Origin of the sequence: Streptomyces sp. ISL-1, assembly GCF_018614585.1 — a bacterium.
GTDB classification, from domain to species: Bacteria; Actinomycetota; Actinomycetes; order Streptomycetales; family Streptomycetaceae; genus Streptomyces; species Streptomyces maoxianensis.
In genome coordinates, this window is record NZ_JAGGOI010000029.1 from 16560 (window position 1) to 40154 (window position 23595).

The 23595-nt window shown below is 69.3% G+C and carries 21 protein-coding genes and 1 tRNA gene; 20 read left to right on the forward strand and 2 right to left on the reverse strand.

Annotation, left to right across the window (positions count from 1 at the left end; translation table 11 throughout):
* Window positions 1-110: 110 nt before the first annotated feature.
* Window positions 111-1925, reverse strand: coding sequence for a hypothetical protein (locus tag J7E87_RS19730; RefSeq protein WP_215095785.1), 1815 nt, complete (start codon window positions 1923-1925; stop codon window positions 111-113).
* Window positions 1926-2207: 282 nt separating this feature from the next.
* On the opposite strand from J7E87_RS19730, the gene rplU reads away from it, so the two are divergent.
* The 12 genes from rplU to J7E87_RS19790 all read left to right on the forward strand — a co-directional run bounded on the left by rplU (window position 2208) and on the right by J7E87_RS19790 (window position 17124).
* On the forward strand, window positions 2208-2528 hold the full coding sequence (rplU, locus tag J7E87_RS19735) for a 50S ribosomal protein L21 (RefSeq protein WP_215095787.1): 321 nt from the start codon (window positions 2208-2210) through the stop codon (window positions 2526-2528).
* 14 nt (window positions 2529-2542) lie between these two features.
* A complete protein-coding gene (gene rpmA, locus J7E87_RS19740; protein WP_215095789.1) occupies window positions 2543-2797 on the forward strand; it encodes a 50S ribosomal protein L27 in 255 nt (84 codons plus the stop codon).
* Window positions 2798-2902: 105 nt separating this feature from the next.
* Window positions 2903-4339: a GTPase ObgE gene (gene obgE / locus J7E87_RS19745; RefSeq protein WP_215095791.1), complete on the forward strand. Its 1437-nt coding sequence runs from the start codon at window positions 2903-2905 to the stop codon at window positions 4337-4339.
* 233 nt (window positions 4340-4572) lie between these two features.
* Window positions 4573-6594 carry a glycosyltransferase family 4 protein gene (locus J7E87_RS19750; RefSeq protein ID WP_215095793.1) on the forward strand — a complete coding sequence of 674 codons (2022 nt, stop codon included), beginning with the start codon at window positions 4573-4575 and terminating at the stop codon, window positions 6592-6594.
* Between the two features lie 247 nt (window positions 6595-6841).
* Window positions 6842-8341, forward strand: a complete 1500-nt coding sequence (locus J7E87_RS19755; protein ID WP_215095795.1) for a bifunctional cytidylyltransferase/SDR family oxidoreductase — start codon at window positions 6842-6844, stop codon at window positions 8339-8341.
* 133 nt (window positions 8342-8474) lie between these two features.
* Window positions 8475-10604 (forward strand): hypothetical protein, encoded by a 2130-nt coding sequence (locus tag J7E87_RS19760; protein WP_308312978.1) that lies wholly within the window; start codon window positions 8475-8477, stop codon window positions 10602-10604.
* Between the two features lie 48 nt (window positions 10605-10652).
* Entirely contained in the window at window positions 10653-11855 is a 1203-nt protein-coding gene (locus J7E87_RS19765; protein ID WP_215095796.1) for a glycosyltransferase family 2 protein, read from the forward strand.
* A gap of 142 nt (window positions 11856-11997) precedes the next feature.
* Window positions 11998-13110, forward strand: coding sequence for a glutamate 5-kinase (gene proB / locus J7E87_RS19770; RefSeq protein ID WP_374195196.1), 1113 nt, complete (start codon window positions 11998-12000; stop codon window positions 13108-13110).
* A gap of 132 nt (window positions 13111-13242) precedes the next feature.
* A complete protein-coding gene (locus tag J7E87_RS19775; RefSeq protein ID WP_215095798.1) occupies window positions 13243-13764 on the forward strand; it encodes a hypothetical protein in 522 nt (173 codons plus the stop codon).
* An 87-nt stretch (window positions 13765-13851) separates the two neighbouring features.
* Window positions 13852-15135, forward strand: a complete 1284-nt coding sequence (locus J7E87_RS19780; RefSeq protein WP_215095799.1) for a glutamate-5-semialdehyde dehydrogenase — start codon at window positions 13852-13854, stop codon at window positions 15133-15135.
* 90 nt (window positions 15136-15225) lie between these two features.
* Complete coding sequence (locus J7E87_RS19785; protein ID WP_215095800.1) at window positions 15226-15843, forward strand: hypothetical protein; 618 nt, start codon at window positions 15226-15228, stop codon at window positions 15841-15843.
* Between the two features lie 204 nt (window positions 15844-16047).
* Window positions 16048-17124, forward strand: coding sequence for a hypothetical protein (locus tag J7E87_RS19790; protein ID WP_215095801.1), 1077 nt, complete (start codon window positions 16048-16050; stop codon window positions 17122-17124).
* Window positions 17125-17381: 257 nt separating this feature from the next.
* Here the strand turns inward: J7E87_RS19790 and J7E87_RS19795 are convergent, their stop codons facing one another.
* Window positions 17382-18506: a M48 family metallopeptidase gene (locus tag J7E87_RS19795; protein WP_215095802.1), complete on the reverse strand. Its 1125-nt coding sequence runs from the start codon at window positions 18504-18506 to the stop codon at window positions 17382-17384.
* 119 nt (window positions 18507-18625) lie between these two features.
* Here J7E87_RS19795 and J7E87_RS19800 point away from each other — a divergent pair, with 119 nt between their 5' ends.
* The 8 genes from J7E87_RS19800 to J7E87_RS36510 all read left to right on the forward strand — a co-directional run bounded on the left by J7E87_RS19800 (window position 18626) and on the right by J7E87_RS36510 (window position 23594).
* Window positions 18626-18790 (forward strand): hypothetical protein, encoded by a 165-nt coding sequence (locus tag J7E87_RS19800; protein ID WP_215095803.1) that lies wholly within the window; start codon window positions 18626-18628, stop codon window positions 18788-18790.
* Between the two features lie 103 nt (window positions 18791-18893).
* Window positions 18894-19055 (forward strand): hypothetical protein, encoded by a 162-nt coding sequence (locus J7E87_RS19805; protein WP_215095804.1) that lies wholly within the window; start codon window positions 18894-18896, stop codon window positions 19053-19055.
* A 32-nt stretch (window positions 19056-19087) separates the two neighbouring features.
* Window positions 19088-19717 (forward strand): nicotinate-nucleotide adenylyltransferase, encoded by a 630-nt coding sequence (gene nadD / locus J7E87_RS19810; RefSeq protein WP_215095805.1) that lies wholly within the window; start codon window positions 19088-19090, stop codon window positions 19715-19717.
* Window positions 19718-19736: 19 nt separating this feature from the next.
* Window positions 19737-21464 carry an LCP family protein gene (locus J7E87_RS19815; protein WP_215095806.1) on the forward strand — a complete coding sequence of 576 codons (1728 nt, stop codon included), beginning with the start codon at window positions 19737-19739 and terminating at the stop codon, window positions 21462-21464.
* 107 nt (window positions 21465-21571) lie between these two features.
* Window positions 21572-22003, forward strand: a complete 432-nt coding sequence (rsfS, locus tag J7E87_RS19820) for a ribosome silencing factor (protein WP_215095807.1) — start codon at window positions 21572-21574, stop codon at window positions 22001-22003.
* Entirely contained in the window at window positions 22000-22671 is a 672-nt protein-coding gene (locus J7E87_RS19825; protein WP_215096039.1) for a histidine phosphatase family protein, read from the forward strand. Before rsfS ends, J7E87_RS19825 begins: the two co-directional genes overlap by 4 nt.
* A gap of 115 nt (window positions 22672-22786) precedes the next feature.
* Window positions 22787-22859 (forward strand) — tRNA-Ala (locus J7E87_RS19830).
* Between the two features lie 81 nt (window positions 22860-22940).
* Entirely contained in the window at window positions 22941-23594 is a 654-nt protein-coding gene (locus J7E87_RS36510) for a hypothetical protein (RefSeq protein ID WP_374195206.1), read from the forward strand.
* The last annotated feature ends 1 nt before the right edge of the window (window position 23595 follow it).

Consider the following 23595-nt stretch of genomic DNA (forward strand, 5'->3'; position numbering starts at 1 on the left):
ATACGTCGGCCCCTGGAGCGGCCCGCGGGGTCACGGCGACCGGGGCCAAAGCGGACGACTGGATCGACGAATCGGTCGCGCCCGCCGGAGAGCAGAAGCCCGCCGACCGCTCAGCGTCGCTGGGCCCACGCCTTCCGCAGCTGGAGCGTGTAGAAGAGTGACGCCGCCGTGGGGACCACCGTGCGGTACCAGCCAACGTCCGGCGACCACCAGCCGTACACCGCCGTCGGGACCATGACCGTCAGGGCCGCGATGCGCAGCACCCACCAGCGCCTCGGGCGGGGGACCGGGATGGCGGGGGTGCCCAGGTCCGTCGACATGGTGTCGCGGATGCCCTTGAACACCCCGCGCCGGGCGAGGAGTTGGGCTCCGGGAAAGTCGGCCAGGATCTCGTCCCGCTCGCCGAAGCCGGCCGGGACCAAGGGCAGCTTGAGCGCCGTGACCAGCTCCGACTGGCGGCGGGCCGGGTCGTTCGTGCCGCGCAGCAGGGTGAGAAGCGGGCGTGGGTCGGGGACCGGGAAGACGGCCGCGAGGGCCTGCGCGGTGGCCGTGGCCTCGGTGTGGCCGGTGACCGGGGCGGACGGGTCCCACAGGTGGGAGGCGACCGGCTTGCCCTTGAGGAAGAGTGTGAAGCCGTAGCGGTCGTCGGTGCGGCGCAGCACCAGCGCGGGCCACTTCTCGCCGGTGGTGAAGTTGTCGGCGACGGCCGTCAGCAGCTCTTCCCCGGCCGCGAGGGTCGCCCGTCTGCCGGGGGAGGGGTCGGGGACCAGCTCGACGTAACTCATCCGGGACGGTGCCGGGGCGATCCGGAGCGAGACGCCGCACATCAATGCCGCCTCGGCGACCTCGTGCGGCGGGGCCGCGGCTATCGCGAGCGAGCGCGGCGCCGGGACGGAGGCGGCGGCCGTCGGGGTCGTGGGCTGCGGGCGGCCGAAGAACGGGGTCTGCGACGCGACCTGCATCCGTACGCCAAGGCGGAACTCGAGGAACTCCTTGCGGGCCTCGCCGACGTACCCCCACGGGAAGCTGCGCGCGTGCACGCCGATCGCCCGGAACACCTCCAGGGCCTCGGTCCAGCGCTCGGCGAAGATCAGCATCAGGGCCAGGTGATTACGGAAGCCCGCGGCGTCGGGGTCGCCCGGCTCGTACCAACTGGAGAGCTCCAGCGCGCGGGTGACCGCCGCCTCGACCCGGGCGCGGCCGATCGGGCCGTCTTCGGTGGAGTCGTCGGAGACGACCTCGTACTCCACGGCGGCCATCAGCGGCAGCGCGTGCAGCTTCGAGCCGGGCAGCGCCCCCTCGGCGGCCCGCTCGGCGAAGGCGAACATCTCCTCGTGCGAGCCGTACCACTTGTCGCACAGGTACTGCAGGGCGGTCGCGTGGCAGCCGTAGTGGTGCGGGGCCCTGGCCACGGCCTGTGCCCAGTACGTGTCGAAGACCTCCCGGGGGGCCTGGATGCCGCGGGCATGCGTGAGCGCGACCTCCCAGGGCACCGGATCGGTGGGATTCAGCTCGGCCGCGGCGGCGATCACCGGAACGGCATCCTCGAGGAGCGTGAAGAAGGCGCGGAACTGATCCTCGGAGACATGGCTGGCGCGGTGGCCGGTACGTATCTCCCAGGCCTGCTGGATGCAGAGATCCGCCTTCACCAGCATCGCGTCGGGGTCCTCGGGCGAAGCGGCCAGCCAGCCCTCCAGCCAGCCCGGACTGTGCAGGGCGCATTCGGCCAGCTCGGAGACGCACCCACTGCGGCGCTCCCACTGGGCGTCGAGCCGGGTCTGCGCGAGCAGTTCGCGGGCGGGGCCGGCATCGCCGCTCGCGGCGGCGGCCAGCGCGGCCCGCAGAGTGGGGTCGGCGACGGCATCGACGGTGACTGCCTCGTCGGGCGGCAGATCGGCGCCCACGGCCGAGCCGTGGCGGAGCATACGAGGCATGGTGATCAGGGAGCGCAGGGACACGACCGCCTATTCAACAGGCCACGTCCGGCATCCACCAGGGATTCACGGCGCGTAGCCGGTTTGACCCCTCAAGCCCGGCCCCGTAACCTTGACCCTCGGTGTGTTTCCATGCACGCCCACCCCTGAGCAACTCCCTCCCGATGGTTCCGCCGGTCGGGAGAGGCCGCTCATCCTTCCGGATCGTCACAGGCTTCGGCCTGTGCGAGCGGCTGGCATCAGGGGATCCGTTCCGAGCGAAAGAGAGTCCGCGTGTACGCCATCGTGCGCAGCGGTGGTCGCCAGCACAAGGTTGCTGTCGACGACATCGTTGAGGTTGACAAGATTCCCACCGCCAAGGTTGGCGACACGGTCGAGCTCTCGACCCTGCTCGTTGTCGACGGCGACACCGTGACCAGCGACCCGTGGGTGCTGGCCGGTATCAAGGTCACGGCCGAGATTGTGGACCACCACAAGGGCGCGAAGATCGACATCCTTCGCTACAAGAACAAGACCGGCTACCGCCGTCGCCAGGGTCACCGCCAGCAGTACACGGCGATCAAGGTCACCGGTATCCCCACGGCTGCGAAGTAAGGGACTGAGGAGAGATGGCACACAAGAAGGGCGCATCGTCCACTCGGAACGGTCGCGATTCCAATGCTCAGCGGCTCGGCGTGAAGCGCTTCGGCGGTCAGGTCGTCCTCGCCGGTGAGATCCTGGTCCGCCAGCGCGGCACCCACTTCCACCCGGGTACGGGCGTCGGTCGCGGTGGCGACGACACCCTGTTCGCCCTGCAGCCCGGTGCGGTGGAGTTCGGCACGCACCGTGGCCGCAAGGTCGTGAACATCGTCCCGGTCGCCTGATCGGATCTTTGCGAGGGCGGACCTCACTTCCCGTTCGGGAAGTGGGTCCGCCTTTCGCGTGTTGTAGCTAAGACATTTCGTACGTACGTATCTGGAGGCACACCCATGACCACCTTCGTGGACCGCGTCGAGCTGTATGCCGCCGCGGGTAGCGGAGGCCACGGCTGCGCCTCCGTTCACCGGGAGAAGTTCAAGCCGCTCGGCGGCCCCGACGGCGGCAACGGCGGCCGTGGCGGTGACGTCATCCTGGTAGTCGACCAGTCGGTGACGACGCTGCTCGACTACCACCACAGCCCGCACCGCAAGGCCACCAACGGCCAGCCCGGTGCCGGCGACAACCGCTCCGGCAAGGACGGCCAGGACCTGGTCCTGCCGGTGCCCGACGGCACCGTCGTCTTCGACAAGCAGGGCAATGTGCTCGCCGACATGGTCGGCCAGGGCACCACCTTCATCGCCGGCCAGGGCGGCCGCGGCGGCCTCGGCAACGCCGCGCTGGCCTCCGCCCGCCGCAAGGCCCCCGGCTTCGCGCTGCTCGGTGTGCCGGGCGAGTCGCGTGACGTCGTCATGGAGCTCAAGACCGTCGCCGACGTGGCGCTGGTCGGATACCCGAGCGCCGGCAAGTCCTCGCTGATCTCGGTGCTCAGCGCGGCCAAGCCGAAGATCGCGGACTACCCGTTCACCACGCTCGTGCCGAACCTGGGCGTGGTCACCGCCGGGTCGACCGTCTACACCATCGCCGATGTCCCCGGTCTGATCCCGGGCGCCAGCCAGGGCAAGGGTCTTGGCCTGGAGTTCCTGCGCCATGTCGAGCGCTGCTCGGTGCTCGTACACGTCCTGGACACCGCGACGCTGGAGTCGGACCGCGACCCGGTCTCCGACCTCGATGTGATCGAGGAGGAACTGCGGCAGTACGGCGGCCTGGACGACCGCCCGCGCATCGTCGTCCTCAACAAGATCGACATCCCGGACGGCCAGGACCTGGCCGACATGATCCGTCCCGAGCTCGAGGATCGCGGTTACCAGGTCTTCGAGGTCTCGGCGATCGCTCATACGGGCCTCAAGGAGCTGTCCTTCGCCCTCGCCGGCATCATCGCCGAGGCGCGCGCGGCCAAGCCGGTGGAGGAGGCGACCCGAATCGTCATCCGCCCCAAGGCCGTCGACGACGCGGGCTTCACGGTCGTGCAGGAGGAGGACGGGCTGTTCCGGGTGCGCGGCGAGAAGCCGGAGCGCTGGGTCCGCCAGACCGACTTCAGCAACGACGAGGCCGTCGGCTACCTCGCCGACCGCCTCAACCGCCTCGGGGTCGAGGAGGCGCTGATGAAGGCCGGTGCCCGCGGGGGCAACGGCGTGGCCATCGGCCCCGAGGACAACGCGGTCGTCTTCGACTGGGAGCCGACGATGATGGCCGGCGCCGAGATGCTCGGCCGCCGCGGCGAGGACCACCGCCTGGAGGCCCCGCGTCCGGCGGAGCAGCGGCGCAGGGACCGCGATGCCGAGCGGGACGAGTCGCAGCGGGAGTACGACGAGTTCGACCCGTTCTAGGACGGCCCCCGGCCGCGGGGTGGTGCCCGCGGCCGGCGGCGGTGTGCCGTGGGCCGCGGGGCGAGGCGCAGTGCGGGTACGACGAGTTTGTCCCGTTCTGTATCCCCTGATCCGGCTAAATCCACGGATCGAGGGCAACCTCCGGGCTTCCAGACCCGTCTGACTGGCGTGTGGCGTTACGGGGACTACCCGTACGTCTCCCGAGTCTCAGTCGAACGGAGCACCAAGGGCCGATGAAGATCTCCTTCCTCATCCATACCGTTTACGGTATTGGCGGGACGATCCGCACCACGCTCAACCTCGCCGAAGAGCTTGTGAACCGCCACGAGGTCGAGATCGTCTCGGTCTTCCGGCACCGGGACGACCCGCTCTTCTCCATCGACCCGCGCATCACCGTCGTGCCCCTCGTCGACACCCGGGTGAACTCGCCGACGAACGAGAAGGAACACCCCTTCCAGCTCCAGCCCGCGACGTTCTTGCCGCAGAACGAGGCGCGTTACAAGGAGTACAGCCGGCTCACCGACGACCGTGTCCGCGAGCACTACGCCGCATCCGACGCGGATGTCGTCGTCGGCACCCGGCCCGGACTCGTCGCGTACGTAGCGCAGTTCGCCCCGACCGGAGCGGTCCGCATCGGCCAGGAACACATGACGCACAACCACCACAAGGCGGCCCTGCGCGCCGAGATGTACGAGCATCTCGCCGCGATCGACGCCTTTGTGACGGTCTCCGAGGGCGACGCCAGGGTGTGGCGGGACAAGATGCCGTTGCCGAGCACCCGCGTGCTGGCCATCCCCAACAGCGTTCCCGAGCCGCAGGTCGCTCCCTCCGACGGGACGGGCAGCACCGTCGTCGCGGCCGGCCGGCTGGCGACGGAGAAGCAGTACAACGTCCTGATCGACGCCTTCGCCAAGGTCACGGCCCTACGCCCGGATTGGGTGCTGCGCATCTACGGCGGCGGCGACCGCCGACCCGCGCTCCGGGACCAGATCCTGAGGATGGGCCTCTACAACAAGGTCCACCTCATGGGTCCGCACTCACCCATCGAACCGGAGTGGGCCAAGGGCGCCATCGCCGTCTCCACCTCGCGCCACGAGTCGTTCGGCATGACGCTGGTGGAGGCCATGCGTTGCGGCCTGCCGGTGATCTCCACCGACTGCGACTACGGGCCGCGCGAGATCATCAAGGACGGCGTGGACGGCGTCCTCGTCCCGGTCGGCGATGTGAAGGCGGTCGTCGACGCGCTGCTCAGGCTGATCGACGACCAGGCGCTGCGGCACCGACTGGGCGCCGCAGCGCAGGAGAGCGCTCGCCGCTTCGACCCCTCCCAGGTCGTCAAGGAGTACGAGAACCTCTTCGAGGAGCTGGCTGCCGGCGAGTCACCGCGCGGCTCCGCGCCTGAGTTCGCGCCGGTGGCCGACTGCGTGGTGGCCGCGGACGGCGCGCTGACCATCACCCTGGTCGGCCCGCGACCGACGGCCGACGAGGCCGGGCTGCGGCTGCTGTGCGCACGTACCGAAGGCAGTACGGAGGTCCGTACGTTCGCGTTCGGGCCGAACGGATCCGTCACGATCCCGGCCGGTGAGCAACTGGGCGAGGGTGTCTGGGAGCTCTTCGTCGAGATGGCGGCCACCGGTGCGCGCTCCCGGCTCGGGAGCCGCAATGTCGATCAGCGCGGCGCGATGCACGCCGCGGAGCGCCTGGCGCCGGGCGAGGCCGTCCGTAACCTCGTGCCGTACGCCGACAAGGCCAAGGGCACGCTCGTCCTTCGGTCCTGGGTCCGGCCGGTGCACGCGGAGGCCGCGGATGTGCGGCTCGCCGGCAAGAAGGTCACACTGTCGGGCCGCTTGATCGGCGCCACCCCGGTCGGCGACCCCGTGCTCGTGCTGCGCCGTCGCGGCGGGCCGGCGTGTGAACTGACCATTTCCGGGCGGTGGGACGGCGCGAGCACGTTCCGCTTCACCATTCCCTGCGCCGCTCCGGTCGCGCAGCAGAACACCGCACACGATGTGTGGGACACCTTCTTGCGATATGTGCCGAATGTCCAACCGGTGAAGATCGGGCGGGTGCTGGACGATGTCGTAATGAAGAAGGATGTCTACAACTACCCGTTGGCCATCCTGCCGAAGAAGAGGAGGGGGAGTCCTGTGCGTGCGCTCGCCAAGAAAGTGCTCCGAAGGCCGAAGCAGCGGGTCCGCGTGCGCCTCTTCTACACCGCCTCCAACGATCTCGCTCTCAACGTGGTCGATTTGTAGAGATTTTCCGCACGTGGATTACGGAGGTCGGCTGCCGTAGTGCGGTTTTGGCCGCAAGAGTGATTCGAGCCTGGTCTCATGTGGTTTCGGTCACGCGCATAATTGGGGGGCGCGCCCGGATTGCCCTGATCACAAGGCAAACAGCAGGTTGCACCACGGTGAGGTGGGAAAGGCATCCGCCTTGCGGGACGGTAACGCAGAGTGCAACTATCGGAATGTTCCCCAGCCCCTGCAAGGTAGGTCGTCTGTGTCTGTGCAGCCCATAGCCAAGCCCCGCACCACAGCAGTCGTGCTCGCCGGTGGCACCGGCCAGCGCGTGGGTCTGTCGATCCCCAAACAGCTGCTGAAGATCGCCGGCAAGGCTGTCATCGAGCACACGCTGACGATCTTCGAGCAGGCCGAGTCCATCGATGACGTGATTGTGCTGATGGCGCCGGGTTTTGTACCCGACGTGGAGAAGATCATCGCAAAGGCCGGACTGACCAAGGTCACCCGGGTCATCGAAGGCGGCTCCACCCGCAACGAGACCACCGAGCGTGCAATCGCCGCACTGGGCGAGGGGCTTGCCGAGGGCGAGGACGCCAACGTCCTCTTCCATGACGCTGTCCGTCCGCTTTTGTCACAGCGTGTGATCCAGGGCTGTGTCGACGCCCTCGACCGCTATCAGGCCGTAGATGTCGCAATCCCGTCGGCGGACACGATCATCGTGACCCGCACCCACGGCGAGGACGGCGAGTTCATCACCGAGGTGCCGGACCGCTCGCGGCTGCGCCGTGGCCAGACCCCGCAGGCCTTCAAGCTCTCCACGATCCGCAGGGCGTACGAGATCGCGGCCGGCGACCCCAACTTCCAGGCCACCGACGACTGTTCGGTGGTGCTGAGGTATCTGCCGGATGTGCCGATCTACGTCGTCGCGGGCGACGAGTACAACATGAAGGTGACTCAGCCGGTCGATGTCTTCATCGCCGACAAGCTGTTCCAGCTGGCCACCACCGCCTCGCCGCGGCAGGCCGACGAGGCCGCGTACCGCGAGCTGTTGGCCGGCCGGACGCTGGTCGTCTTCGGCGGCTCGTACGGCATCGGCGCGGACATCGCCGAACTGGCCAAGCAGTACGGCGCCCAGGTGTACGCGCTGGGTCGTTCCACCACGGGCACGCACGTGGAGAACCCGGAACACGTCGACGACGCGCTCTCCAAGGCGTACTCCGAGACGGGCCGGATCGACTACGTCATCAACACCGCGGGTGTGCTGCGCATCGGCAAGCTCGCGGAGACGGACAACACGACCATTCAGGAGGCGTTGAACGTCAATTACCTGGCGCCGGTCCAGATCGCTCGTGCTTCGTACAAGTACCTGGCGGAGACCAAGGGGCAACTGCTGCTCTATACCTCCTCCAGCTACACCCGCGGGCGTGCCGAGTACAGCCTCTATTCGTCGACCAAGGCGGCCATGGTGAACCTCACGCAGGCGCTCTCCGACGAATGGGCGCCCGATGGAATTCGCGTCAACTGCGTGAATCCCGAGCGCACCGCGACCCCGATGCGCACCAAGGCCTTCGGTCAGGAGCCGAGCGGCTCGCTGCTCTCCTCCGAGGCCGTGGCCCGGACCTCCCTGGACGTGCTGCTCTCCGAGCTGACCGGCCATGTCATCGATGTACGGCAGCAGGATCCGACCCGCGAGGCGACTGAGTCGTCCGGGTTCGAGCAGGCGCTGGCTTCTGTCCTGGATCGTCAGGAAGATGTGTAATAATCCCGATAATTGAATTTATGGGCCTCTGCGGTTGCGGTGATGCGACCGCAGAGGCCCGAATTCATAAAGTTTATCCCTCGCTTTTGCATCTTAATGTGGTAAAACCGGCACCCCTTGGAGCAGGTTCTTCGTGATTTCGACCGCCATTCGCCGGGCCCGCGTGGGCAGCGGATCAGAATTGGTTGCTGCAGTCCTTCTGGGGCTGGGCTTTCCGTGTGCGCTGATCGCCGCCTTGATTCCCAGTTTCTGGGGATTCGTCGCCGCAGCCGCCGTGACGTATGTCGCGGACTGGTACCTGCATCAGCGCGGCAGCTATCTCGTCAACCGACTGAACAAGATCAAGTTCGGTCTGCCGATGCACTTCCTGGTGCGTCAGCTGCTGCTGGTCCTGCTGCTGTCCCGGTTGAACCTCGCGGACCAGACCCTGTTCTATCTGGCGGTCGGCGGCTTCCTGCTCACCTTCGGCCTGCAGGCCCCGCACGGCGCCCTGGCCACCCTGATCCGGCTGCGCCGCACCATGCCGGTGGTGACGCGCAACGTCGACCTGCACGGCCTGAAGATCCCGGACGCCCCGCCGAGGGTCCTGCTGAACCGCTCCGCCGAGAAGATGCTCCACCTGGACGTGCCCGCGGTGGCCGGTGTGCTCGCCGCCACCCAGATGGACACCGACGTCCTCGCCTACATCGGCATCTCCGTCACCATCGGCCTGGCGCTGCTCTATACCGCCGCACTCTTCCGCTACATGCGGCCGAGCAGGCTCGTACCGAACGCGGCCAAGGTCCTCAAGGGCGTCGACACCTGGCTGCGCGAGTACCGGCCGACCGCGGTTCTGTACTTCTCCGGCTCGAAGGAGTCGGCGTACCAGGTGAAGATGTGGATCGAGGCGATGGAGCAGCTGGAGGCCCGGCCGCTGATCATCCTGCGCGAGCGTTACATCGTGCCGCAGCTCGGTGAGACCTCGGTGCCGGTCATCTGTGTGCCCGGCGGCATACACCTGATGAACATGGACCTGTCCACGCTCCGGGTGGCGCTCTACCCGGCCAACGTCGGCAAGAACATCCACATCCTGCGCGTACCGACCATGAAGCACGTCTTCATCGGACACGGCGACAGCGACAAGATGGCCAGCGTCAACCCGTTCAGCAAGGTGTACGACGAGGTGTGGACGGCCGGCCGGGCCGGGCGGGACCGCTATGCCCTCGCCGACGTCGGTGTGCGCGACGAGGACATCGTCGAGGTGGGCCGCCCGCAGCTGGCGCCCATAAAGACCTGGACCGGCACCCCGAAGAACCCGATCCCGACGATCCTGTACGCCCCAACCTGGGAGGGCTGGGACGACAACCCCGGCAACACCTCGCTCCTGCTGGCCGGCGAGAACATCGTCAAGGGGCTGCTGAACGCCGAGCGGCCGGTCCGGGTGATCTACAAGCCGCACCCCTTCACGGGCACGCGCAGCGCCAGGGCCAAGGCGGTCCACACCCGGATCATGGCGATGGTCGACAAGGCCACCGCCGAGCGCGCCGCCGAGCCCCGCTGGGCCAAGGAGACAGCCGCCGCGCAGGCCGACCAGGCCACAGCGCGGGCGACCCTGGCACGCATCGATGCCCGGCTGGCCGAGCTGTCCAAGCCCGGCCGGGCCGGTGGCGACGAGTCGGAGGTGTCGCGGGTCTCGCTCGCCGACCCGCAGCGTCTCGCCGAGATCAAGCAGCTGCGGGCCGAGTGGAACGAGGCTTACTGGCGCTCCTTCGGCTGGTGGGAGCACAAGACGGTGACCGGCACCCAGCCGCACCTGTACGACTGCTTCAACGAGTCGGACGGCATGGTCTCCGACATCTCCAGCGTGGTCTCGGACTTCATCGCGAGCGGCAAGCCGTACGCCGTGACCGACTCGGGCGCCGTGGGCGCCGAGGAGTTCAGGCGGCAGAACACCGCCGTACGGGCCGCGGTCGTACTCTCCAACAGCGCTGAGGAACTGGGCGAGTTGCTGGATGCCGTCGCCGACCCGGCGGCGGACGTCCTCGCGGAGGCACGACGTGAGCTGAAGCGCTATCTGCTCGGGCCGGACGAGCCCACCTCCATCGAGCAGTTCAACGCCGCGGTGGCTGTGCTGGCAGCGCGGGCCGAGGCGCGGAACACGGGCCCCGGCCAGCAACTGGTCGAGGTGTCGATGGACGACGCGGCGGAGGACGCCGCGGAGGAGGCGGCAGCCGGTGAGGCCGGAGCCGCGGTGGCCTCATTGGACTCGTCTGCCGCCCGCTGACGTCCCTGGGCCCGGCGTGACAGAGGATCATGACAGAGGATTGCGGGCATGAACGGCAATGAGCCCGATGTCAGCGTGATCATCGGGGCCTATGAAGCCATGCCCTATCTGGTGCGCTGCCTGGAGTCGGTCGAGGCGCAGACGATCGGCGCCGAGCGGATCGAGATCGTGGCCGTCGACGACGGCTCGACCGACGGCACCGGGGAGTACCTGGATGAGTTCGCGGTCCGCAGCGAGGTCGCGGCCCGGGTGGTGCGACAGGCCAACTCCGGCGGCCCCGGCGGCCCGCGCAACCTCGGGCTCTCCCTCGCCCGCGGCCGCTACGTCTTCTTCCTCGACGCCGACGACTACTTCGGCGTCGAGGCACTTGAGCGGATGGTCGCGGTGGCCGACCGGGCCGGCACAGACGTGGTGCTCGGCCGGACCGAGGGCGTCAACCGGGGTGCCGGCAAGTCGATGTACCGCAAGAACGCCGAGCGTACGGACGTCTTCTCCTCCAGCATCAAGTTCACGCTCAGCGCGCAGAAGCTGTTCCGGCGCGAGCTGCTCGTCCGCCACGAGCTGCGCTTCGACGAGGGCATGCGGCTCGGCGAGGACGCGCTGTTCACCATGGAGGCGTATCTGCGCGCCGACGGAGTCTCCGTGGTCGCCGACCACACCTGCTACTACCTGGTCGGGCGCGACGACGGCAAACACGTCACCAAGGGCATCGACCATGCCGCGATCATCGACGCGGCGCACCGGCTGATGAAGCTGATCGCCGCGCATGTGCCGCCGGGTGACCGGCGCGACCTGCTGATGGTCAGGCCCTTCGTGACCTCCCTGCTGCCCCAGCTGGGCCCCATCGTGCTGAAGCAGCCGGACGAGCGAGGGCGGGACAAACTCGCGCTCGTCGCTCCACTGATGGAGACGTACTGGACCGACGGGGTGGCCAAGCGCCTCAAGGTCGGCGAGCGGCTGCGGCTCACATGTGCCGCTACGGGACGCTTCGACGTCCTCAAGGAGGTGCTGGCCTTCGAGCGGGCCGGGACCGTGCCCGACGTGGTGGAGCGGGAGGGCCGGAGGTATCTCGCGTATCCGCACTTCGGGAAGGGGACGGAAGGCTTCACCGACGAGGTCTACGAGGTACGGGTGGCCGAGCGGGCCGGCGAGGAGCACCTCACACCGCTCGACCCGGCCGCCGCGACCGGTCGTCGCAGCCGTCCGTCCCGCGTGCTGCGTGCGATGCGCCGGCTGCGCCGCGGGCTTTGAGGCGCTCCCGGCCGTCGACGACGCCAAGGCGGGCCCCAAGGACGGCCGTTCGCCGCGGCCGACGGCTCGCTGTCCAGCGAATGAAATGACCGAGCACCCACCGTGCTCCTGACATAGATTCGGCCCTGTGACAGTGGCAAGAGTGCAGGTAACGCAAGCCCGCAGGATCGTCGTCAAGGTCGGCTCGTCCTCCTTGACCACCGCGGCCGGCGGACTCGACGCCGACCGCGTCGACGCCCTCGTCGATGTGCTCGCCAAGGTCCGCAGCGGCGGCGAGAAGGAGATAGTGCTGGTTTCCTCCGGGGCCATCGCCGCGGGCCTCGCCCCACTGGGCCTGGCCCGTCGCCCCAAGGACCTGGCCCGCCAGCAGGCCGCCGCCAGCGTCGGCCAGGGCCTGCTCGTCGCCCGCTACACCGCCTCCTTCGCACGCTACGGCGTACGCGTCGGCCAGGTTCTTCTCACCACCGACGACACCAGCCGCCGCGCCCACTACCGCAACGCCTACCGCACCCTGGACCAGCTGCTCGACATGGGCGCCGTACCCGTCGTCAACGAGAACGACACGGTGGCCACGGACGAGATCCGGTTCGGCGACAACGACCGTCTCGCCGCCCTCGTCGCCCATCTCGTACGAGCCGATCTGCTGGTCCTCCTCTCGGACGTCGACGGCCTCTACGACGGAGATCCGGCCAGGCCCGGCACCACACGGATCGACGAGGTACGCGGCCCCGCCGACATCGCCCACGTTCAGACCGGCAGCGCGGGCAAGGCCGGCGTCGGCACCGGCGGCATGGTCACCAAGGTCGAGGCGGCCAGGATCGCGGCCGCCGCAGGCGTCCCCGTCGTCCTCACCTCCGCGAGCCGCGCCGCCGACGCCCTCGCGGGCCGCGCCACCGGCACGTACTTCCACAGCACAGGGCGCCGCTCCGCCGACCGGCTCCTCTGGCTCGCTCACGCCTCCACCCCGCAGGGCTCCCTGACTCTGGACGACGGCGCGGTACGGGCCGTCGTGCACGGCAGGAAGTCGCTCCTGCCGGCCGGGATCGCCGGGGTCGAGGGCGAGTTCAGCGCGGGGGACCCGGTCGAGCTGCGAGACACCGAGGGCCACGCCGTGGCCCGCGGGCTCGTCAACTTCGACGCCAAGGAGATCCCACAGCTCCTCGGCCGCTCCACCCGGGAACTCGCCCAGGAACTCGGCCCGGAATACGAGCGGGAAGTCGTACACAGGGACGATCTGGTCGTCCTGCACCCCTGAAACGGCTGAAAGTCCAGTCTTGTGGCAGAGACCTTCGGCAAAAGCGCCCCACGCTCCGCCCGGGACTGGTCAACTTTGTTGCGGAGGAATGGCGGGGTACAGCAACACGACACATGCAACAGGAGGCCGCCGGTGCGACGAGCGCGCCCAGGGGATGTGCCCCGCGGGACAGGGGGCATTCCCCACGGCCGCCGGGCCGTGGGCGAGGAACGAGCCCTGACCAGCGTCGGAGCGGGGGCGGACTTCGACGACGGCCGGGTGGACCGGGCGGACCAGGGCACCGAGACGGATGCCCTCGGTGAAGAGCGTGTGCAGTCGAAGCTGTGGCACATCACCCTCAGCGTCTCCGGTGCCGAGGCCTCGCTCAAGGAGGTCCGGCGCGGTCTGGAGCAGCTCGCGCACGACCACCCCTTCCTGCTGACCAGCCGGTACGCCAACGACCACGCGGAGATCCGGTACTGGGAGGAGGCGCGGGACCTGCACGACGCCGCGGCGGTCGCGCTGCGGCTGTGGGGCGAGCACCGCTCCAGCGCCCAGTTGCCGCCGTGGGAGATCGTGGGCCTGGAGGTCATCGACCGCCAGACGTACCACCAGCGCATCGCGGAGGGCTACGGCCCGCCGCCGGCCGCTCCGGTGGGCGTACACCCCTTCTAAAACCCCTCCCGCGCCCTGTGTCTCACTTCCGTCTCGTAGTGCGGAATAGGTGATGGACGCCTGCGGGGAGGCCATTACCCTGCGGGTATGACCTCGCTCTCGCCGTACGACAACCTCTCCCCGGTCGCCAAGGCCGCCTACCGGGCCCGTGGCGCCGCCGCCGACCTCGCGCCGCTGCCGCGGTCGGCCAAGGACGACGCGCTGCTGGCGATCGCGGACGCGCTCGAGGTCCGTACGAGCGAGATCGTCGCGGCCAACGCCGAGGACATCGCGCGCGCCCGGGAGGCCGGCACCAGCGAGTCGGTCATCGACCGGCTCACCCTGACCCCGGAGCGGGTGCGGGCCATCGCCGCCGACGTCCGGGACGTGGCCGCGCTGCCCGATCCGGTCGGCGAGGTGGTGCGCGGCTCGACCCTGCCCAACGGCATCGACCTGCGCCAGGTCCGCGTCCCCCTCGGCGTCGTCGGGATCATCTACGAAGCCCGGCCGAACGTCACCGTGGACGCCGCCGCGCTCTGCCTGAAGTCCGGCAACGCGGTGCTCCTGCGTGGCTCTTCCTCGGCGTACTCCTCCAACTCCGCACTGGTGAAGGTCCTGCGGGACGCGGTCGGCGGCTCCGGCCTGCCCGCCGACGCGGTGCAGCTCGTACCCGGTGAAGGCCGCGATTCCGTACGGGAGTTGATGCGCGCCCGCGGCCTGGTGGACGTCCTGATCCCGCGTGGCGGCGCGTCCCTGATCCGTACGGTCGTCGAGGAGTCCATCGTCCCGGTCATCGAGACCGGCACCGGCAACTGCCATGTCTATGTGGACGCCCAGACCGATCTCGACATGGCCGTCGACATCCTGATCAACTCCAAGGCGCAGCGGCCGAGCGTCTGCAACGCGGCCGAGACGCTCCTGGTCCACCAGGACATCGCGGCCGAATTCCTGCCGCGGGCGCTCGACGCCCTGGCAGAGGCCGGGGTGACGGTGCACGGCGACGAGCGGGTGCTGGAGTACGCCGGCGCCACCAAGGCCACGATCGTGGCGGCCACGGCCGAGGACTGGGAGACGGAGTACCTCTCGTACGACATCGCCGCGGCGGTCGTCGATTCGCTGGACGCGGCCGTCGCCCACATCCGGCTCTGGTCCTCCGGGCACACCGAGGCGATCGTCACCACCTCGCAGGCGGCGGCCCGCCGGTTCACCCAGTTGGTCGACTCCACGACGGTCGCCGTGAACGCGTCGACGCGTTTCACGGACGGCGGCCAGTTCGGATTCGGCGCCGAGATCGGGATCTCCACCCAGAAGCTGCACGCACGCGGCCCGATGGGCCTGCCGGAGCTGACGTCCACGAAGTACATCGTGACGGGAGACGGTCACATTCGGTGATCGTCAAAGCGGCTGTGCGGGGCGTCACCCGGGCAGGGAGAGTTCCCGCTCTCCCTGCCCAAACCGACTGCCCCGGTCTACTCTGAAGGCGTGCCGGACGACGTGGGGGGCAAGCCGTTCCCGGACGGCTGGGAGCCCGACGACGACCGCGGGGGCGCGGACGAGGACTTCGCCTCCGTGGTGTTCGACGAGGACTTCGTACGGGCCGCCGAGTTCCATGAGCCCACGGCCGTCGAGCGGATGGTGGCTGCCGCACAGGCCCGCGCCGACGCCGAGGCCGCACGCGGCAGACGCCGTGGCGGGGTGCCCGACGAGGAGCTCTACGACGAGGGATACGGACCCGGCGCGGAGTACGGCCGGGAGCGGGCGTACGACGACGATGACGACGGCCTGGACCCCGACGGCGAGTACGCCGGGCCCTACGGACGGCACGGCGGCAACCTGCGCCCCTACCGTGGCAGTGCCCGCTGGCACCGGCCGGTGGCCTGGATCCTCGCAATGGTGATGGGCATCGGGATGGTCGCCCTGGCCTTCACGGCCGTCTACCGCGGGGCCGCGGGCAACCGCCAGGACCGGGTCCCGCCACCAGCCACCACCGGCGTCGACACGACACCCACAGCCGGCTCCGCCACGGCCCGGGTGGGTGGGCCCTCCGCCTCCGCGGAGTACTCCGCGCCGGCAGTTTCGGCGGACCCTCGCACGCCCTGACCGAGCCTGTGCGCCCCCTTGTGCGCCCCCTGTGTGCCGCGTCTGTACCCCCTCGAACGGACTGCTCCACGAGCCCTTGGACGGTTGCTCCATCGGCCCTTGGACGGCCGCCCCTTGGGCCCTTGGACGGCTACGTGGGAACTCGTCGGAGTTTGTCGCACATCACCGCGTTTACCGCAGCCCCGCCAGACCTACCCTGAAAGTATGGCTGGGCGCGGAGACCCGCCTGAGGGGACACCCGAGGGACTCCCCGGCGGTGGTGAGGACGAGTACCGATCCGTCGTCTTCGACGAATCGTTCGTGCGGGCTGCCCGGCTTCAGGAGTTCTCGGCCCAGGAGCGGATGGGCGAGCACGCGCGAGCCGTGCGCAGCCTTCCCGCCTGGGGTCGCAGGAGCGGTTCCAAACAGATCCTGATGCTCGTCCTGCTGGTCGCGATGGCCTTCGGAACAGCCATATACCTGGGCATCCGGCATCCGTACCAGGCACCGGCCGCCAAGCCTGCCGAGCCACTGCGGATCACAGTGATCCCGCTGGTGCCGGACGGTCCGGTCCCGGGTGGCACCCCCGCCGACCTCTACGAGCACAGCCCCGCCGCGCAGTTCCGTGTCGGAGCCTCGGGAATCACTCTGCCCGCCGCTCAGCGCACCAAGAACTTCTCCGAGAGCCAGGTGATGACGGCCCTGACCACCGCGAAGGACTACCTCGTGCAGTCCTCACTCAACCCTGATGTCCTCACGGGCGGCGAGGTGCGATCGGTGCGGGTGCTGCTCGACCCCGACCAACTGGAGCAGTTCGACCGGAGCATGGCCGCCCCTGCCTCCGACGGCCGGCATGCCGCCTCCGGCTGGCTGGTGCGCTACGACTCGGCGAAGGTGTCGCTGGCCGACCCCGAGGTGCGGGTGCAGGGCACGTTGCGCGTCGCCGAGGCGGGGCCCGACGCCCTGGAGGTGACGTCGGACCACACCTTCGCCTATGCGCTACGGCCGGTCGGCGTGAGCGGGCCGCGGGCGAGCGAGGCGTCGCTGTTCACCGTCCGCCGAGAGCTGCACTTCCGCTTCGACCGGGACGATCTGCACCAGCACCGCGCGGAGCTGCTGGCCAGCTATGTCCAGGCCGGCCCGCAGGGCTGCTCCGAGGACGCGTCCGGCACGCTGCGTCCGCTGCTCGCGGGCCAACGGGCGACCGCGGGGGGCCCGGCGGGCACCGACCCGTATGCCACGGGCCAGGCCACCGCGGCACTCTGCGGCTCACTGGCGCCCGGGACTCAGCCGTCGCCCTGACCGAGGTGGCTCAGCCGTCGCCATCACCGCTGTACCGCGCGGCCTTGGCTCTGGCCGTGGTGGCGTTGCCCTGGCCGTGTGGCCGTGGTCGCCGCCGCGCGGCTTTCGCCATGACCGCCGCTGCGGCTCAGCGCTCGCCCTGACGGTGGTGGCGCGGCCTTGCCCTGGCGGTGGTGGCGCTTGACCTGCCGTGGTCGCCGCCATGGCCCTGACCGCGGTGGCTGCCGCTCAGCCTTCGCCGAGCCCGCCGCTGCCGCTCAGCCTTCGCCCCGACCCTCCCCGCTCCCGGTCTCGCTCCCAGGGCCGCTGCCGTTGCCGGTGCCCTTGCTGCCGTCGGCGCTCCCGCCACTCGCGCCGCTGCCCGAGCCGGTGAACTTGTCGCGGAGCTTGCCGCCCAGGTCGCCCGCGCCGCCGGCTATGTCGCCGACCAGCTTCATCAGCGGATCCTTGCTGGTGCGCACCGTGTCGGCGTAGTGCGAGGCGGACTCGCGGAAGGAGTCGGACACCGAGGTGTCCTTGTCCTCTGTGCGCCGCGGGTAGTGACCGTCCATGATCCGCTGGTGGTCGCGGCTCTCGGCCCACTTCTTCAGCTCTGCCGCGCGCACCGTGGTGAACGGGTGCGAGCGCGGCAGCAAATTGAGGATCTTCAGCACGGAGTCGCGCAGATCGCCGCCCGCCTCGTACTCCTGCGCCTGCTGCAGGAACGCGTCGACGTTCATCTCGTGGAGGTGATTGCCACCGGCGATCTTCATCAGGCCGCGCATCGAGGCCTGCAGGTCCTGGCCGACCAGCAGCCCGGCGCGGTCCGCCGAGAGTTCCGACTTGCGGAACCATTCGCGCAGTGCCGTGACGATCGCCATGATCGCGACATTGCCGAGCGGGATCCACGCGATCTTCAGCGCGAGATTGGTGAGGAAGAGCAGGATCGTGCGGTAGACGGAGTGGCCGGAGAGCGCATGGCCCACCTCATGCCCGACGACCGCCCGCATCTCCTCCTCGTCGAGCAGCTCCACCAGCCCGGTGGTGACCACGATGAGCGGCTCGTCCAGGCCGATGCACATGGCGTTGGGCCGCGGGTCCTGCGTGACGTACATCGCCGGGACCTTCTCGAGGTCCAGGATGTAGCAGGCGTCGCGCAGCATGCTGTTGAGATGCGCGAACTGCGCGTCGCTCACGCGCACCGAATCGGAGAGGAAGAGCAGCCGCAGGCTGCGCTCCGGCAGCAGTCCGCTCAGCGCCTTGAAGACGGTGTCGAAGCCGCTGAGCTTGCGCAGGGCGACCAGCGCCGAGCGGTCGGCGGGATGTTCGTACGCCCGTGAAGAGATGCCCGGGAAGCGTTTGCGCTGCCTGCTCGGCACGCTCTCGTGACTGCTTGCGGTCATTCAAGCCCCCTGTTGCCCCTGTTGCTGCGAGTACCGGCTCGTCCCCCTGACGGCCCCCAGCGTAGGTGCTGGGGCTACGGTGTGGCGGGGCCTGTGGATAACTGAGGAGTACACCCGCCATGCCGGACACCGCCGCACTGCTCGCCGCCGCATCCGAGCAGCAGGGGCTGGGCAATACGCTGCGCATCCTGCTGATCGCGTTGATCGCCGGAGCGGCCCTGCTCGCCTGGTTCCTGCTGCGCGGCTACCGAGGGAACGGCGCCGACGACCACGACAACGACTGAGTCGGCGTGAGCGTGCCCGGACCGCCCGCATACGATGTGCGCGAAGTCTCTCCGCCAGTCCGATTCCCGAGCTCCGACTCCCGATCGATAGGTCCTGCTGAAGATGAGCCTCGCCAGCACCGCCGCCAACCTGGTCACTCTCGCCGAAGGCACCGAGCACGGTGGCAACCACGAAAGCCTCAACCCCTACCTCACAGGCGGCGGCGCGCTGTTCGCGCTGCTTCTGCTGCTGTGGATCACCACCCGCTTCAACCGCGACCGCTGAGTCGGGCCGCCTTGCCAGTAGGCTCTGCACGCATGGGAGAGCAGGAAGTGCCTACCGGTTCGGGTTCCGGTTCCGGCAAGCGCCGAATCGGCGTGATGGGCGGGACGTTCGACCCGATCCACCATGGACACCTGGTGGCCGCCAGCGAGGTGGCCGCCCTGTTCCACCTCGACGAGGTGGTGTTCGTACCGACCGGGCAGCCGTGGCAGAAGAGCCACAAAGTGGTGTCTCCGGCCGAGGACCGCTATCTGATGACGGTCATCGCCACGGCGTCGAACCCGCAATTCTCGGTCAGCCGCATCGACATCGACCGCGGCGGGCCGACGTACACGATCGATACGCTGCGGGACTTGCGCTCCCTCAACAAGAACGCGGATCTTTTCTTCATCACCGGAGCCGATGCGCTCTCCCAGATCCTCGGCTGGCGGGACGCCGAAGAGCTGTTCTCGCTCGCCCACTTCATCGGTGTGACCCGGCCGGGTCACGATCTGACGGACGACGGGTTGCCGGAGGGCGGGGTTTCCCTGGTGGAGGTTCCGGCGCTGGCGATCTCGTCGACCGACTGTCGGGCGAGGGTCGCGGAAGGTGATCCGGTCTGGTACCTGGTGCCGGACGGTGTGGTGCGCTACATCGACAAGCGCCAGTTGTACCGCGGCGAGTGAGCCACGGAGAGGGGCACCGGTGAACGACCAGCAGAACCCGTACGACCCGTACTACCAGCCGCAGATCATCGGCTACGACGAATACGGGCAGCCGGTCTATCAACAGCCCCAGCAGTACGACCCCTACGCGCAGCAGCCGCCGCAGCACCCTCAGCAACCGCGGCGGCCACAGCAACCCCAGCAGCCGCGGCGGCCCCAGCAGCCGCAGGGGCAGGACCAGGGCTACGGCTACGACCCGTACGCCCAGCCTCAGCAGTACGACCCCTATGGCCGGCAGCAGGCCCAGCAGCCGCAGGGGCAGGGCTACGGCTATGAGGGCTACGGCTACGACACCGGCCAGCAGCCCGCCGTCGTCGACACCAGCCAGCAGTGGAACATCCCGCAGCAGCCTTCCGCTCCGGCCGAGCCCCCCGCGCAGGCGCCTGAGACGGGGCGGGCACCCGAGCAGGGGCGGGCCGCCGTACCGGGGCAGCGCGGGCCCGCGCCCGACCGCGACTACCGCACCGAGCAGTTCTCCTTCATCGAGGAGCCCGACGAGGACTCCGAAGACGTCATCGACTGGCTGAAATTCAGCGAGAGCCGCTCCGAGCGACGCGAAGAGGCCAAGCGCCGCGGCCGCAACCGCGTCGTCGCGCTCGTCGTCGTCTTCGCGCTGGCCGTCGCAGGCGGAGTCGGCTACCTCTGGTACGCGGGCAAGCTGCCCGGCCTGTCGGACACCGAGAAGAAGAACAGCACGGCGACCGGACCGCAGAAGCGGGACGTGATCGTGGTGCATCTGCACAACACCAAGAAGAAGGGCACCTCCACGGTCCTCCTCGTGGACAACACCACCACCAAGCAGGGCACCACCGTCCTGCTCCCCAACTCGCTCTCCGTCGCCAATGACGACGGCACCGCCACCACCCTCGGCAAGTCGGTCGAGGACGACGGGTCGACGGGCACCCGGGAGGCGGTCGGCACGCTCCTCGGGGCCAAGGTCACCGGCACCTGGCGGCTCGATACCCCGTATCTGGAGAACCTCGTCGAGCTGGTCGGCAACATCGACCTGACCACCGACACCGACGTGCCCGGCGCCAAGAAGGGCGAGGCGCCGCTGGTGAAGAAGGGCGAGAACCAGACGCTGAACGGCCGCGCCGCCGTCGCGTACGCCACCTACCTCGGGCCCGGCGAGGCCGAGGCGAAGCAGCTGCAGCGCTTCGGGCAGGTCATGCAGGGCATCCTGAAGAAGTTCCCGGACGACCCCAGGGCGGCGACCGTCACCGTGGAGACGCTGGCGCAGATCCTCGACCCCTCGCTGCGCGAGAGCGACCTGGCCGCCTCGCTGGCCAAGCTCGCCGAGCACGCCAAGGGTGGCGACTACAGGACGGCGCTGCTGCCCGTCCAGCAGGACGGCACGCTCACCGCTCAGGCCGCCGAAAGCGTCGTCAAGGACGTCCTGGGCGGCAGGGTCACTGCGCCGGACAAGGACGCGGCCGTCCGTGTGGGGATCAAGAACGCCACCGGGAAGACCAGTGCCACGGAGAAGGCCCGGATCGACCTGGTCAACGGCGGCTACTCGGTGCTCGACGGCGGCAAGGCGGACACCGAGTCGGCCTCGCGGGTCACCTACGCGGACGAGGTGCAGAAGGCGAAGGCGGCGGAGGTCGCCAAGACCCTGGGCCTGCCGTCGAGCGCGGTCAAGAAGGGTGCTCGCGCCCCCAACGCCGACGTTTCCGTCGTCCTCGGCAAGGACTACGAGACTGAATGATCAAGACTGAGCGGTCGGCCCTGTCCAGGGCCGAATAATCGCGGCAAGCGCTGTCGGTGGTCCGTGAGACCCTTGAGGGGTACCTGACCGACGACGAAAGCCTGCTTGTGACCGCCACGGATCGCTCCATCGAGCTTGTCAATGCCGCCGCTCAAGCGGCCGCCGACCGGCTCGCGCACGACATCATCGCCTACGACGTCAGCGACGTGCTGTCGATCACCGACGCCTTCCTTCTCGCCTCCGCGCCCAACGATCGCCAGGTCAAGTCGATCGTCGACGAGATCGAGGAGCGGTTGAACAAGGAGCTCGGCGCCAAGCCGGTGCGCCGCGAGGGTGACCGCGACGCCCGCTGGATCCTGCTCGATTACGTCGACATCGTCGTGCACGTCCAGCACAGCGAGGAGCGTGTCTTCTACGCCCTGGAGCGGCTGTGGAAGGACTGCCCCGAGCTGCCCCTCCCCGAGGACGCCCTGAAGACCCGCGGCAAGGCCAAGGAGCACGCACGGCTCGCCGGCGACCCGGACGGTGAGCTGAGCTGAACGGCGGCGACAGCAGCAAGCGAAGGGACAGCGGCAGAGGCCGCCGCGTCGTCCTGTGGCGGCACGGCCAGACGGCGTGGAACCTGGAGCGCCGATTCCAGGGCTCCACGGACATCGAGCTGACCGAGACCGGCGTCGCCCAGGCGCGCCGGGCCGCGCGGCTGCTCGCCTCCCTCCGGCCCGACGCGATCGTTGCCTCCGACCTCAAGCGGGCCGCGGCCACGGCGGGTGAGCTGGCCGCGGTCACGGGGTGCGACGTCTCCTACGACGCCGCTCTGCGCGAGACGTACGCGGGCGCCTGGCAGGGCCTGACCCACGACGAGATCATCGCTCGGTACGGCGAGCAGTACGCCGCCTGGAAGCGCGGCGAGCCCGTGCGTCGCGGTGGCGGCGAGCTGGAGACCGAGGTCGCCGACCGGGCAGCTCCCGTCGTGCTGCACCACGCGGAGAAGCTGCCCGACAACGGCACGCTGGTCATGGTCAGCCACGGCGGCACGATCCGTACCACCATCGGCCGGCTGCTCGGTCTGGACTCGCACCACTGGGAGAGCCTGGGCGGGCTCTCCAACTGCTGCTGGTCGGTGCTCGGTGAGGGCGCGCGCGGCTGGCGTCTCCTCGAGCACAACGCCGGCACGCTTCCGGAGCCGGTCCTCGGCGACGACGACTGAGCCGCCCGGGCCGGGCGGCGGACCTGCCTTCGGACCCGCACCCCCGGATTTCACTTTCCGGCAGGTCGCAGGCTAAAGTTCTTCTTGTTCGCAGCGCCGAGCGCGGAGAACACGCGGGGCTATAGCTCAGTTGGTAGAGCGCCTGCATGGCATGCAGGAGGTCAGGAGTTCAATTCTCCTTAGCTCCACAAGTTCCACAATCCGGGTCCCGTCCTCGATCAGAGGGCGGGATTTCGCGTTTCAGCCGCGCAGTCCTCCTGGTAGTGGCGGTGAACGCGGGCTTCCTCTTCGCCGTCACCCTCCATGCCCAGGGTGGTCTCGGCCACAGCGCGCTCCGCGCGGGGCTGATGTTCGCACCGACCGCGCTGATCTTTGGAGCGGTCGGGCTGACCTGGCGGCGCCGGCCCGCGGCCCTCCAAAAGGCTCTGGTCCCGGGCGGGTTCACGACGGTACGGCGGGAGGACTCGGCGGACGCGAGTGGCCTGCTGGTGACCGTCGCTCGGCTCGGACAGCTGCTCGGCGTCGCCGCATTCGGCACACTCTTCCTGAATCGGAAGACCGGCCCCGCGGCACTGGAGTCAGCCCACGCGCAATGGGTGTGCGCCCTCGGCCGGCAGCCGCGTCGATCTTGGGTGCGGCGGCCGGTCTCCTCAACGAAGGAATGGCGATGGCCACACGTAAACGCCGCTGACCCGCTTGCGTGGTCATGGCAGAATCGGACGGCCGGAGGGGACACCGGCCAGAACGGGAGGGAGAGCACGATGTCCGCCAGCAGCGAGGAGGCCGATGACCTGCTTGCCACTGCGGAGGTGCGTGTTCGTCTCAGTTGCCCGTCCTGCGGATCGGCGCATGTCGTCCAAGTCCTCGGCGACAATGGCGGAGTTTCCTACGTGTGCACGGCCTGCGGCCATAGCTGGAGCTGAA

Excerpts from the sequence above, each read along its gene's own strand:
- J7E87_RS19800 (WP_215095803.1), top strand. The coding sequence starts at position 18,626 with ATGCCGGACACCGCCGCACTGCTCGCCGCCGCATCCGAGCAGCAGGGG.
- rpmA (WP_215095789.1), top strand. The coding sequence starts at position 2,543 with ATGGCACACAAGAAGGGCGCATCGTCCACTCGGAACGGTCGCGATTCC.
- J7E87_RS19805 (WP_215095804.1), top strand. The coding sequence starts at position 18,894 with ATGAGCCTCGCCAGCACCGCCGCCAACCTGGTCACTCTCGCCGAAGGC.
- J7E87_RS19750 (WP_215095793.1), top strand. The coding sequence starts at position 4,573 with ATGAAGATCTCCTTCCTCATCCATACCGTTTACGGTATTGGCGGGACG.
- J7E87_RS19790 (WP_215095801.1), top strand. The coding sequence starts at position 16,048 with ATGGCTGGGCGCGGAGACCCGCCTGAGGGGACACCCGAGGGACTCCCC.
- J7E87_RS19730 (WP_215095785.1), bottom strand. The coding sequence starts at position 1,925 with ATGCTCCGCCACGGCTCGGCCGTGGGCGCCGATCTGCCGCCCGACGAG.
- J7E87_RS19780 (WP_215095799.1), top strand. The coding sequence starts at position 13,852 with ATGACCTCGCTCTCGCCGTACGACAACCTCTCCCCGGTCGCCAAGGCC.
- nadD (WP_215095805.1), top strand. The coding sequence starts at position 19,088 with ATGGGAGAGCAGGAAGTGCCTACCGGTTCGGGTTCCGGTTCCGGCAAG.
- J7E87_RS19795 (WP_215095802.1), bottom strand. The coding sequence starts at position 18,506 with ATGACCGCAAGCAGTCACGAGAGCGTGCCGAGCAGGCAGCGCAAACGC.
- J7E87_RS19765 (WP_215095796.1), top strand. The coding sequence starts at position 10,653 with ATGAACGGCAATGAGCCCGATGTCAGCGTGATCATCGGGGCCTATGAA.
- obgE (WP_215095791.1), top strand. The coding sequence starts at position 2,903 with ATGACCACCTTCGTGGACCGCGTCGAGCTGTATGCCGCCGCGGGTAGC.